Source organism: Microbulbifer sp. CnH-101-G, assembly GCF_052466775.1.
In genome coordinates this window covers 1,099,905-1,112,004 of the sequence record NZ_CP174292.1, presented here as the reverse complement: position 1 = coordinate 1,112,004, position 12,100 = coordinate 1,099,905, and the positions used below count along the sequence as shown (strand labels likewise).

12 protein-coding genes, 1 tRNA gene and 1 pseudogene are annotated in these 12,100 nt (G+C 50.6%); 7 read left to right on the top strand and 7 right to left on the bottom strand.

The features are described 5' to 3' along the window. Positions 1-4 precede the first annotated feature (4 nt). The 4 genes from ACJJID_RS05080 (at position 5) to ACJJID_RS05065 (ending at position 4,786) form a co-directional block, all read left to right on the top strand. Positions 5-439 carry a YeeE/YedE family protein gene (locus tag ACJJID_RS05080; RefSeq protein WP_216646316.1) on the top strand — a complete coding sequence of 145 codons (435 nt, stop codon included), beginning with the start codon at positions 5-7 and terminating at the stop codon, positions 437-439. Positions 440-555: 116 nt separating this feature from the next. Then, positions 556-2,310 (top strand): SulP family inorganic anion transporter, encoded by a 1,755-nt coding sequence (locus ACJJID_RS05075; RefSeq protein WP_444921756.1) that lies wholly within the window; start codon positions 556-558, stop codon positions 2,308-2,310. 72 nt (positions 2,311-2,382) lie between these two features. Beyond that, on the top strand, positions 2,383-4,602 hold the full coding sequence (locus tag ACJJID_RS05070) for an ATP-dependent helicase (protein WP_444921755.1): 2,220 nt from the start codon (positions 2,383-2,385) through the stop codon (positions 4,600-4,602). A gap of 107 nt (positions 4,603-4,709) precedes the next feature. After that, positions 4,710-4,786 (top strand) — tRNA-Arg (locus tag ACJJID_RS05065). A gap of 130 nt (positions 4,787-4,916) precedes the next feature. On the opposite strand, the pseudogene tnpA reads toward ACJJID_RS05065, so the two are convergent. From tnpA to ACJJID_RS05050, 3 genes and pseudogenes are all read right to left on the bottom strand, one after another. Continuing rightward, a pseudogene (gene tnpA / locus ACJJID_RS05060) lies at positions 4,917-5,330 on the bottom strand (IS200/IS605 family transposase). Positions 5,331-5,644: 314 nt separating this feature from the next. Continuing rightward, positions 5,645-6,385, bottom strand: coding sequence for a toll/interleukin-1 receptor domain-containing protein (locus ACJJID_RS05055; protein ID WP_444921754.1), 741 nt, complete (start codon positions 6,383-6,385; stop codon positions 5,645-5,647). A gap of 154 nt (positions 6,386-6,539) precedes the next feature. Further along, positions 6,540-6,869 carry a GmrSD restriction endonuclease domain-containing protein gene (locus ACJJID_RS05050; protein WP_444921753.1) on the bottom strand — a complete coding sequence of 110 codons (330 nt, stop codon included), beginning with the start codon at positions 6,867-6,869 and terminating at the stop codon, positions 6,540-6,542. Positions 6,870-7,197: 328 nt separating this feature from the next. Between ACJJID_RS05050 and ACJJID_RS05045 the strand changes: the two genes are divergently transcribed. After that, positions 7,198-7,662: a hypothetical protein gene (locus ACJJID_RS05045; protein WP_444921752.1), complete on the top strand. Its 465-nt coding sequence runs from the start codon at positions 7,198-7,200 to the stop codon at positions 7,660-7,662. Continuing rightward, a complete protein-coding gene (locus tag ACJJID_RS05040) occupies positions 7,659-7,958 on the top strand; it encodes a hypothetical protein (RefSeq protein ID WP_444921751.1) in 300 nt (99 codons plus the stop codon). Before ACJJID_RS05045 ends, ACJJID_RS05040 begins: the two co-directional genes overlap by 4 nt. A gap of 18 nt (positions 7,959-7,976) precedes the next feature. Here ACJJID_RS05040 and ACJJID_RS05035 read toward each other — a convergent pair whose 3' ends face one another. The 4 genes from ACJJID_RS05035 to ACJJID_RS05020 all read right to left on the bottom strand — a co-directional run bounded on the left by ACJJID_RS05035 (position 7,977) and on the right by ACJJID_RS05020 (position 11,099). Then, the gene (locus tag ACJJID_RS05035; RefSeq protein WP_444921750.1) at positions 7,977-8,252 is read right to left on the bottom strand and encodes a GmrSD restriction endonuclease domain-containing protein; all 276 of its coding nucleotides are present in this window, start codon (positions 8,250-8,252) and stop codon (positions 7,977-7,979) included. Between the two features lie 333 nt (positions 8,253-8,585). Beyond that, entirely contained in the window at positions 8,586-9,458 is an 873-nt protein-coding gene (locus tag ACJJID_RS05030; RefSeq protein WP_444921749.1) for an RbmA family biofilm matrix protein, read from the bottom strand. 144 nt (positions 9,459-9,602) lie between these two features. Next, positions 9,603-10,478, bottom strand: coding sequence for an RbmA family biofilm matrix protein (locus tag ACJJID_RS05025; RefSeq protein WP_444921748.1), 876 nt, complete (start codon positions 10,476-10,478; stop codon positions 9,603-9,605). Positions 10,479-10,931: 453 nt separating this feature from the next. Then, positions 10,932-11,099 (bottom strand): hypothetical protein, encoded by a 168-nt coding sequence (locus tag ACJJID_RS05020; RefSeq protein ID WP_444922607.1) that lies wholly within the window; start codon positions 11,097-11,099, stop codon positions 10,932-10,934. 355 nt (positions 11,100-11,454) lie between these two features. Here ACJJID_RS05020 and ACJJID_RS05015 point away from each other — a divergent pair, with 355 nt between their 5' ends. Next, entirely contained in the window at positions 11,455-11,655 is a 201-nt protein-coding gene (locus ACJJID_RS05015) for a hypothetical protein (RefSeq protein ID WP_444921747.1), read from the top strand. Positions 11,656-12,100: the final 445 nt, after the last annotated feature.

The window sequence follows — 12,100 nt, the reverse complement described above, 5'->3', positions numbered from 1 at the left end:
TCAAATGATGAAAACCACTGTAACGGCGTTACTGGCGGGCTTGATCTTCGGACTGGGCTTGCTGTTATCCGGTATGGCTAACCCGGAAAAAGTATTGGGCTTTTTAGATATTGCCGGCGCCTGGGACCCTTCCCTGGCACTGGTTATGGCGGGCGCCATCGCCGTCAGTCTGCCCGCCTTTCAATTATTTAAAGGGCGCAAAGAATCCCTATTAAAAGAAACCTTGCAGCTGCCAACCAATACCCATATTGACCGCCGCCTGGTGATAGGCGGCCTGATGTTTGGGATCGGCTGGGGCTTGGCAGGCTTCTGCCCCGGCCCCGCCATTGTGGCGAGCGGTGCCGGGCTGGAAAAAGCACTGATATTTACCCTAGCCATGCTGGCCGGCATGGGCATCTTCAGGCTCGGCGCTCATAAGATGATCCCGGCGCGGGGATAAGGCGGACGCCCAGGAGCGGGGGGTGCTGGCAAGCAGCGCCACCGCTTCGGTCTATCTTGTTGAATCAAGGTATCGCCACTACCAAGAGGAAATCCGCCAATCAACAAAAGTAAAACATGCGTGTGCAGCAACTGATTCCCCTCTGGCTAAAACGCTACCAGCCAAAATGGCTGATAGGGGATGCCGTGGCTGCAATCCTTGCCAGCATGATGTTGATGCCCCAGGCACTGGCCTATGCGGCACTGGCCGGCCTGCCGCCCTACTTGGGACTTTACGCGGGCCTGCTGCCTCTGGTGGGCTATGCCCTGTTCGGCTCCAGCTCGGTACTCTCTGTGGGGCCCGTGGCAATACTGGCCCTGATGACCGCCTCCGCGCTAGCCCCCATCGCCACACCCGGCAGCGCCGAATATATTAATGGGGCCATACTACTGGCCCTACTCAGTGGAATAATGCTGCTATTGATGGGTTTCCTGGGCCTTGGCAGCCTCTCCAATCTGCTGAGCCTACCGGTGGTCAATGGCTTTGTGTCCGGCGCAGCGGTGCTGATCATCGCGGGGCAGATAGCCCCACTACTCGGCATTAAAAGTGAGGGGCACACGGCCCTGGAGATTTTGCTAAGCACCATAGATAACGGCCCGTTGAGCGACCCGGATGCAGCCCTGATGGGGCTGATTGCCCTATCTAGCCTGATTATCGCGCGCCTCGGGCTTCCTTTTTTACTGCGCACCCTGGGCGTTGAGGCCACACGGGCAAAGTTGCTATCGCGCCTGGCTCCAATGCTGGTTGTGCTGCTCTCCATCGCCCTCACCACCATTTTCCACTGGGAGCAGGATTTGCCCGTGGTGGGCGAAATCCCTGCGGGCCTGCCGGATTTCACCCTGCCGGTTTTAAATTTCTCCATGATTTACGAGCTATTGCTGCCGGCACTGATTATCGCCCTGCTGGGCTTTGTCGAGAGCCTCTCGGTAGCCCACACCATCGCCCTGCGACGGGGAGAAAAGCTTGATGCCAATGCGGAACTGCGTGGCCTCGGTACCGCCAATCTTCTCAGTGCCTTTTCCGGTGGGTTTGCGGTAACCGGCAGCTTTGCCCGCACCGCGGTGAACGATGAAGCGGGGGCAAAATCACCGCTAAGTGGCATTATCGCCGCAATGTTGATAGCCCTGGTGCTGCTCTATGCCACCAAGGTATTTACCGAACTGCCGGTGTGCGTGCTGGCCGCAACCATTATTGTGGCGGCAGCCAACCTGATTGATCTACGCGCTCTGGCTCAACACTGGCACTATGACCGCACCGATGGCCTGGCCATGGGCGGCACTTTATTAGGCGTCATACTGTTTGGTGTGGAAGCGGGTATCGGACTGGGCGTAGGGCTTTCTTTCGCCACCCTGATTTGGCGCGCTAGCCGGCCTCATATCGCCGTGGTCGGGCGTGTTCCCGGCACCGAGCACTTCCGCAATGTGCTGCGCTATACGGTAAAAACCCAACCGGACATCCTTTTCCTACGCATCGATGAAAATTTGTTTTTCAGCAATATCAGCGCGGTAGAAGACCGCCTGTTTGCAGAGGTGAAACGGCAAAAGAGCCTGCACGACCTGGTACTGATTCTCTCTTCGGTCAACCGCATCGACAGCACCGCCACCGAGCGCCTGCAGCAGGTCAACCAAGACCTACTGGAGCGCAATATCCGCCTGCATCTGGCGGAAGTTAAGGGCCCGGTACTGGACCGGCTGGGACGCTCCAAGCTACTGCAAGAATTAACCGGCCGGGTATTTCTCTCTGCCTACATCGCCGAACTGGCCCTGCGCCATCACAATATCAGTGATGATGGCCAACCCAGTGCTCCGCCCTCCCCCGCCGATCCCACTTGACCCGTCACTTGGTTAACTTGTCTGCCAGCGCCAATTACTGGCAAAATATCCAGTATTTGGGCGAAGGACACCATGGCTAGCGATACACTGACAGAGGAACAGCGGGCCATTGCGGATCACTCCGGGGGCCACGCCAAGATTATTGCCGTGGCCGGCTCCGGCAAAACCACCGCCCTGCTGCATTACGTAAAAAATCGCCTGGATACCGGCACCCCCGCCGCCCAGTTGCTGATATTGATGTACAACCGCAGCGCGCGGGAGGATTTCGAACGCCGTATGGGCCAGCTGGCCAGTAATCACATCCCGGCGGTGCACACCTTTCACAGCGTCGGCTACCGTCTGTACCAGCGCATGATGGCCAACGGCCATATCACCGCAGCCAACCTCAGCCCCCTGCCACAATCCAGCGTACAGCTGCAAATCTGGAAAGCCATTGAGGAGTGCGCTCCCACCCACGAGCTGGAGGAAATTCGCGAGCGCAAGCAGTCGGAAATCGAGGCCGCAGAATTTTTTATCGACTACAGCAAAACCCTTCTCTGTGGTGAACACAGTGCGCTCAAGGAACTAAAACTCGGCGACGAATACGGATATTTTTTACAGGTATTTCGCGCCTTCGAAGACTGGCGCCGCAGCCAGGCAGCCGTAACCTATGCCGACCTGATCTACGACCCGGCAAAACTGCTCCATGAAAAGCCGGAACTGGCACAACAATACGGCGGAAGTTATGAAGATATCCTGGTGGATGAGTACCAGGACATTAACGAGATACAGCACTTTCTATTGCAAGTGCTGCACGGCGGCAATGGCAATGTGATCGCCATTGGCGACCCCGACCAGACCATTTATGAGTGGCGCGGCTCCAAGCCGGAATTCCTGCTCAAACTCTTCGACCAGGATTTTCCGCCGTCTCACATTTACCACTTGAGCCGTACTTTTCGTTACGGGCACCAGCTGTCCCTGGCCGCTAACCACTTTATTGAGAACAATCGCGACCGCGCCGAGATTTTTTGTGTCTCCGCCGATGGCGAACGGCAAACCCCCATCGAACTGGTGAACACCGATAAAGAGGGGCGCTGGCTGGTGGAACACCTGCGCCGTTGCCAAAAGCAGGGCCAATCTTTGGCGGGTATCGCCGTGCTGGTACGCCTCTGGTCTATTGCCGCACCGCTGGAGCTGGCGCTGCTAGCCAACAGCATCCCCTACCGCTCCGCCAGCCGTAACACGGTGCTGTCGCGCCGCGAACTGCGGCCACTGTTCTGGAGCCTGAATATCGCCTCGGGACGTTTTAGCGAACTCCCGCCCAAGCGGCGCCAGCAAGGGTTGTACGAATGGCTCACCGCGCCGCATGTACGCATCCCACGCAAAGTACTCGAACCCCTCTGTGCTGCCCTCGCCACTCGGGAGAAAGACTGGGGCAAACAGCTGCTTGCCCAACTGCCCGAGAGCCTGAGCAAACCGCAGGCCAAGCGACTGCGCCAAAGGGCGGAGCTTTTGATACAGATAGAGAGCTGGCGCGGCCACGCCGGCGAGCTGTTGCGCCGACATATTGGCGAACTGGAGCTTCTCAGTGGTATTGCCGAAGACGCCTTCACCCACCAGCAGGGTGAGGAGAGGCAACAGACTATTCTCGCCTTCTGCCAATACCTGGATACCCTCAAGCAACCTCCGGCACAAGCCTTAGCGCACCTGCAGGAATTGCAGCGGCAACACCGCGAGGGCGAGCAGACTGCCACAGAGGCCATCCAGATCACCACTATGCACCAGGCCAAAGGGCTGGAGTGGGACCAGGTCATTATTCCCACCCTCACCCAGCACAATATGCCCTACCAGTCCCAGCGGGATTTCAGCACCCCCGCCTCCTTGGAGAGTGAGCGTCGCCTGATGTACGTGGCCATGACGCGGGCAAAGTCCAAACTTTTTCTGCTGGCCCCCACCGAGGAAGCGAAGCGCAAAGACCCCGAGGCCGCACAACCCTCGTTATTTATCGACGAAATGCAATTGCCCCTCAGCCAGCTGATGGCGCAATGCCTGCGCGAACGCCCCGAACATATCCATACCGATATCCCGGTCTCCCGCCAGGCCCTGCGCTACCTAGAGGCCTGCGACTACAACCCAACGCTCAGCGCACCCGCCGCCCCCATACGCAAGCCCACCCAAGGCGAAGCCTTACGCCACAACAAGCTCGGCCAGGGGCGGGTTTTAAAATGGGAGGATCAGCGTGTGGAAGTGCAATTCAGCGATGGTAAAACTCGGCGCTTCGACTGGGACACCCTGGCCCGCTATTTGGTGTAGCGCTTGGCAAGATCAGTATGTATGGGGTAAGACAATGATTTGTAACGATTTTTTTAAGAAAACAGTTGACTTGGGTAAAGCATCTCTATAATATCCGCACCCGTAACGCGCTCGTAGCTCAGCTGGATAGAGTACCTGGCTACGAACCAGGCGGTCGGAGGTTCGAATCCTCCCGAGCGCGCCATACAAAGCAAAGGCTTACGTCTCAAGGCGTAAGCCTTTTTTGTTGTGGTGAAAAATCAGCAACCACCCGCATAGCGGGTGGTATGGTGAAAGCCCCCAAAGGGGGCTAGCTACAACCCCGCCAGGTGCATCTACTCTTGACGGCGCTCTTCAATCTCTTGATTCTTGATATACTTTTGAATCATCTGCTCATCGAGCCCAACTGTACTAACGCAGTATCCCCTGGCCCAAAAGTGTCTTCCTGAAAAATTTCTCTGTACATGCTTGTACTTTCGAAATATCTGGATCGCAGATTTCCCTTGCAAAAACCCAACCGTATTGGAAACACTGAACTTTGGAGGAATTATTAACAACATATGAATGTGATCCCTCATTGCGTATCCCTCAATCAACTCAATACCCTTTTGACGGCATAGGTCTCGAAATATCGCTCCGATCTCCTGTCTCAATGTTCCAAATAATGTTTTCTTTCAATACTTAGGCACAAATACCACGTGGTAACTGCAATAATACTTCACGTGAACTTGGCACTGCCAATCTCGCATATGGCCTCCTTTATAGAACTTGCCGGTTCGTGGAGGCCATATTTTTCATTCTGCACGCCGGAACGGCAGAGCCCTGTCAAGTCTCACCGCCAGAGGCGGTGGTTTACCTATGTATTAATTAAACAAAACAAAAAAATTCCACCTCACTACAACCGTATCTAGTCACTAGAGATAGGAGACCCCAACATTTCCAAAATCACACTCTTTTCTTCAGATGTTGGAGGCCTGGAAGTTTCACGGAGGTATTCACGAATAGCTTTGAGCCTATCACTGATATTAACCAATTGACCTTTACCACTATCTTCGCCAAGTTTTCAACATGTAGTAGAAACAGAGTATTCAACACCGGTCTTGGGATCTATGTCTGTGGCGCTGACTGCTTTGGGAAGTGTACTATCCAGTATGACTTTAAGCTCTTTTCTTGAGGCATAATTAAAGAGCTGCTCGGCTATAATCATCCTCCCAACCCAATCCAACCCGGCGTTTTCGTATTGCTTTTGCCTTGCCGACATCACCTCATTACAAATGACAACTATTTCAGTAAGTACTGTCATTCTCTGGCTTAGATAAGACTCTAGGATTGTGAATCTGATGTTGTATAAGCCCTTAGTTTCCCCCCAATCAATGTAATTACCCCCATCATCAAATCGACTTTGATTAGGGTTGGATACTTTGCCCACAGCATTCATGATTTCATGTATCCCGGAGCTAAAATCACGTCTCAAATCTGCATACATTTTCTCACGTAGAAATAAAGGTATTTCACAATCTTCCAGAAGCACGGGAAGCACCACTACTCTTTTTTCTCCTAACTCCCTAAATAGGCCAGAGTTAAGCTCTTTTTTACACCACTGTGATTGCACAGAGGCTTTCGATAGAACTACGAGCAAGGCATCAGCTTCAGTAAGGGCATCCTGGATACGCTCGATCAATGAATCCCCTACATTTAGTTCCCACCTGTCCAACCAAACCTGGGCATTTCTATTGACCATGGCTGTGGCCAAAGAATCAACTCTATCTTTATCAGCGTGAGAATAGCTTATGAAGATAGTCACTGTTCAATAAACTCCGTATTGATACTAGAACCACTCTATTCAGGCTTTATCAGTTACCTGAATATCATTAACCCACTATGCGACTGCCAGGAAAACAGCGCAGATATGCAATGTTACTTTTTTTACGAACTAACAGACAAATAACCTCAACAGTTCACATCAGCCCATATTTCTGCACGACTGCTTCAAACTGTCGCGTATAAATAACGCGAGCGGGTTGATATGGGGGCAGCCACTCATCGGGGCCTTTGTCGCCCTTGCTTTGGTTGTGCCCATCATCTACCAGCCACAGGTTCGCTGGGTCTTTAGCAAAGGCACGGCACTGCTCCCGGGCCCAATTGGCACCACCGTACTTATGGGTCCATGAAAGTGGGACAATATGATCAACATCTAGGTCCGAAGCCTTTTGGAAAAACTGGCCGGTATAGGGGCCCATCCATAGGCCCGATACAACGGTGCAAGCCTTATCATTACTAAAGGCCACCGGAGCCAGAGAGAGGCGAATCAGCAGCTCCTGGCAAGTGCTCTGACAGTCACCGTCCGCATCGGACCAGCTGGGCAGCCACTACTGGCGATCGTAAGCCTCGGGTTCGGCTTCGTAGCAACCGCTTAATGTGGCCGCCAGTACAAGCAGAGAAAGTAAACGCATATAAATCTTAAACGACAAAGGGTTACTCTAAACCCAGTTACTATGACACCAGTTATTCCACTTGAGTGTTTGTTTAGCCCATTATATTCTGGCGTCCTATCATTGGGGGAGCCTGTGAGGCTTCAATCTTAAGCTAAATATTTATCACCCATGGAGGGGTTAGGTGCAACAATTCCGTACTGTTGAAGACCTGCGTGAGTACATCAAAACATTAGGGCCTTTTTATGCCCGACCAACCGAGCAGGGGGCCCACCCAACGCTGTACAAAAACAGCAAAGATGCCTCTGTGATTATGGGAATTAGGAAACGGGACTATTTATTTTCCCAAGATGAACAGTGGGTACTCCCCCATGAGCAAATGGGCCTATCCTTCTCGGCTCACTGGCAACACTTAAAGCGAATCTATCGCCTGAAAAAGAAAATAACCCGAGGGTTGCCCATCCACGTTTTCTGGGTTCTAGAGAAAGCTGATATTCCCGCAGGCTTGGCCTTTGTGCCAGACCCGAAAGATAAAAATCATTACTTATTAACGGTGACTGAGAGAATGAAAGTGGAGGCCTTGGTAGAGAAGCTAACTTGGGTCGCAGACAGAATGTCAGTTATCCGAGAGGCGCAGGACGCACTATGATCGAATACAAATACCCGGATGAAGAACAGATCCTGTTTCACTATGCCGACAAAATGGGGGATGCGAAGGCCAGGGCGGTACTAGAAAAGCGGGAAGTGGCAAACGAGCAAGAAGCGCAGACTCTCTCCAGTTTTTACTGGAAGATGGTGGACGTTATGGCGGACGATCGGGGCCAGGGACTTCCAGTTCTGGAGCGCGAAGGCTTTGAATCCTGGGCCGAAGCTATTTTCCATACTCTGAATGGCTATCTTGTAAGTAATGGCTATGAAGAACAATGGGACAACGAAGAGGAATAAGCTTCACTTCCTTTCACATTAGGTCATACTTTTCAGCGATAGCCTGAAACTGCTACAAAATAAGTGCGCGCGGGCTAGTAGGGGGGGTAACCATTGATAGGGGCCTATATCGCCATTGCTTTGATTGTGGCCGTCATCCATCAGCCACAGGTTCGCTGGGTCTTCGGCAAAAGCACGGCGTTGTTCGCGGGTCCAATTGGCACCGCCGTGCTTATGGGCCCATGAAAGTGGAACAATATGTTCAACATTCAGGTCCGAAGCCTTTTGGAAAAACTGGCCGGTATAGGGACCCATCCATAGGCCAGATACAACTGTGCAAGCCTTCTCATTGCTAAAGGTCACCGGAGCCAGAGAGAGGCGAATCAGCAGCTCCTGGCGAATGTTCTGACAGTCACCGCCCGCATCGGGCCAGCGGGGGAGCCACTGCTGACGGTCATAGGCTTAGAGTTCGGCTTCGTAGCAGCCGCTTAAAGTAGCTGCCACAGCAAGTAAGGAAAAAATACAACAGTGCTTTAACATCGAAAGGTAGTCTAACATCCAACACTTATCTTGGTGGCTGAGCCATATATGATTAGTACGGGACAGCCGGGACACAAAAGTGCCCCAGCTCAGTCAAAAGCTTAAAAATTAGTCAGCACTTTTAGTGAAATACAGACTGTCTTTCACCCGAACCCCGGTGCTTGGGTCAGTGACATACCAAGTTAACTCGTAATCTCCAGCCTCAAACCACCCTGGTATCGTTAGATAATTTCGAGTGTAGTCCTTTGCCTCAGAATAATTCAACACGACATCCCGTGATTTATGAATGGGGTAATTATCACCATTAGGAAGAGTGAGCACACTCCATTGCTCAAGAGTAACCAACGATAGTGAAGAATCTAAATTGCGAATACTCGCATCATAATTAACCCTTCCCCCATAGGAAGGCACTGAAAATTCGACAGGTTCATCAAGCACAATCGTCAACTGAGTGTTAGAGATATCACCTTCAACAACCAGCTTAAAGTCCCAGAAATCCACATAACCACCGGACACATTGAACGTAAACTTACCTTCTCCATCAAGGAAGTTTTTCGCCAAGATACTAGTTTCACCTTCACAGAAACTGATGTTCGTCATCTGCCTGACAGGATTGGGATTTTCCGGAGTTGGAGCATCGATAAAATAAAGGAGTCTCTGTGCATACGCTTGAGAAATAGGCATCATGAAAGGTCCTACTGATTCACTTTCTACCCTATAAAATGCTGCGCCTGCATCTCCACCTTTAACTTCAGTTTTGATACAAATTTTTTCAATACTGTCGAATTGATAGCCAACATCTAGGTCCACCTCGTACTCAACTCCATCTCCCATCCTAAAGGGGAACGGCTCACCTAAATCTATTTTTGTACTGATCGTATCTGCCTGAACCAATGTCGACGCGCAGATTAAAGTGAAACCAGTGATAGAACTTTTCAACACAGCCCTATACTGAGGGTATTTGTTTGTGATTTTTTTCAAAACGATACTCCATTACATATATTATGAGGCACAACAATACTTCGGACAGTTTTTTATAATCCGGCCCTTAAAAAGCAAAGCTCTTGATTTGATAAAGGAAGAGCTGGGACACAAGAGCCCCCAGCTCAGTCGAGAACTTAAAATTTAGTCAGCACTTTTAGTAAAATGCAGACTGTCTTTCACCCGAACCCCGGTGCTTGGGTCAGTGACATACCAGGTTAACTCGTAATCTCCAGCCTCAAACCATTCTGGTATCGTTAGATAATTTCGAGTGTAGTCCTTTGCCTCAGAATAATTCAACACAACATCACGTGATTTATGAATAGGGTAATTATCCCCATTGGGAAGGGTGAGCACGCTCCATTGCTCAAGAGTAACCAATGATTGTGAAGAATCTAAATTACGAATACTTGCATCATAATTGACTCTTCCTCCATAGGAAGGCACTGAAAATTCGACAGGTTCGTCAAGCACAATCGCCAACTGAGTATCAGAAACATCCCCCTCTACAACCAGCTCAAAGTCCCAGAAATCTATATAACCACCGGACACATTGAACGTAAATTTACCTTCTCCATCGAGAAAATTTTTTGCTAAGAGGCTGTTTTCTCCCCCACAGATATTGATGCTTTCTTGCATCTGTGGTACAGGGTTAGGGTTTTCCGGTGTTGGAAGCTCTACGCTCTTAAGCAACATCAACGCTTGCGATTCAAAATAAGGAAGAGTGAAAGGTCCTGCAGGTTCACTTTTTGTTTCATAAGATACTCCGCCCGCAGTTCCATTTTTAACTTTCGTATTGATACAAATTTTCTTAATGGTATCGAATTGATAACCAACATCTAAAATTAACTCGTGTTTAATTCCATCTTCCATCCTGAAGGGGAAGGGTGCACCCAAGTCTATTTTGGTACTGATCGTATCTGCCTGCACCAAAGCCGATGCGCAGATTAAAGTGATTCCACCGATAGAATTTTTCAACACAGCCCTGTGCAGAGCGGATTTTGTAGCCAGTTTTTTCAAAATTACAACCTATTACATATACTATGAAACACATAAATACTTCGGACAGTTTTTTTAATTCCCAACCCTAACAAGGCCTGCAGCTTGATAATCGGTATTTATCACAGCCTTGAACGTCTCCAAATTGCGTAAAATACCTTTACAATGCCACAACCCTAAAACAACCAGGCCAAAACTGTCCGAAGTATTTTATTTCATTCTTTCCCCATGCCCCAAAAAATTTTACCCTTATATACGTACCAACTAAGCCAACAGTTAAAAGCAGAGCGATTAACTAACCTGGTTATCTCAGTAAATATTATTTAACGCGGATAACATCTGCCCCAGCACCCAGTCAAATCGCTGTTTGCACTCTCAGTGATCTTCGGCAGAGCCCCCTGGCGGTTAGCAATATTCCAGCTGTGTTGCCTTTCACATACAACAGATTGTCCGCTTTATTCAGAGCCACTTTTGTCAAGCAAAGTTGTCTGCAGCCTGACATTGCCACATAAGGGCAAGCTGGCCGACTTTACCGGCCCAGGCGCCGCTGCCTGAAGCCACTAGGTAGCGCTCGCCATTACTGGCAGTGCCCGGCAGATTGTTTTGTGCGGCCTGCTCTTCTAGCTGCAGTTGTGCGTCGATGGTATCCAGGGCTTGACGGCGGGCGCTAGGGTGTCCTCTTGTGCGAAGGGTTTGCCTTTATTGGGCATGTCGCTAAAGCTGTTTGATTTCTGCTAATAATACGCAGATTTGTGCCCTGGGGCCTGGGCTGGTGATGCTGTTTAGCTAACCGACTGGGATAGTAGCTGTGCCTGGGATGGTGAGCGTGGTTGGGTTGATGTCTGCGACCTGGTCATTCATCGATATCCGCTAAAAACTGGCTTTGATCGTAGACAGCGCGGCCACCCAAGCGCCCTATTCCGAGTAATTGAAATACTAGCTGCACCGACCCGGACCTGATTTTTGATCTGTTCGACAAGCTGCGGGCAGCTTTACCTTGTTAGAAGTAGAGCAGTTCTGCGCGGCCTTTTTTATCAAGCGCAAGAGCAACGCGGCGATTGCCAATACCCGCATGCCGGTGTTTGAGCGTTGGCAGATCCGCTACAAGTCCGCCCTAGCCGCCTATAAACAGCCAAGGAAATGTTTGAGTGCAGAAAACATGCGGGTGATGGAACAGCTAGCGGATAACACTGTCTAGAAGGCCCTGTTAGGGGGCTTTAACAAAGCGGTGGACGACGCGCGATCCTGGAAAGCAATGATGCCCACCAGAATCAGATGATGCAGCTTCGATCAGATCCAGAAAAGATCAAGCAGTTTTCCCGGCTGATGTTTGATTTATTGAAAGGCCGGAGTGACAGTCGCGGAAAACGGGTTAATGTCGATTACAAATATATAGGGGGTATTGCCATAACAGGGCTCTAGGGCCTTGCATCTCTCTGCTTCCGCCCGCTTTAGCAACCCAGGCCATACCAATCTATAGGTAGGGGATGATCCCCTACCAGCAAAAACACATAAACGCCCTCGACTATTAAGGACCTTGCCAGCTTGCAATTCTCTCAAGAGGAAGTACCTCGGTAGACAATTAGCGTTTTAGTTATGCCCATTAAGTACTTCCATCTAATGTCGTTCTTTCAGGGCGACTG

What these genes read in the sequence shown, in the direction of transcription:
- ACJJID_RS05080 (WP_216646316.1), top strand. Translation starts at nt 5, where the DNA reads ATGATGAAAACCACTGTAACGGCGTTACTGGCGGGCTTGATCTTCGGA.
- ACJJID_RS05040 (WP_444921751.1), top strand. Translation starts at nt 7,659, where the DNA reads ATGATCGAATACAAATACCCGGATGAAGAACAGATCCTGTTTCACTAT.
- ACJJID_RS05070 (WP_444921755.1), top strand. Translation starts at nt 2,383, where the DNA reads ATGGCTAGCGATACACTGACAGAGGAACAGCGGGCCATTGCGGATCAC.
- ACJJID_RS05075 (WP_444921756.1), top strand. Translation starts at nt 556, where the DNA reads ATGCGTGTGCAGCAACTGATTCCCCTCTGGCTAAAACGCTACCAGCCA.
- ACJJID_RS05035 (WP_444921750.1), bottom strand. Translation starts at nt 8,252, where the DNA reads ATGGGTCCCTATACCGGCCAGTTTTTCCAAAAGGCTTCGGACCTGAAT.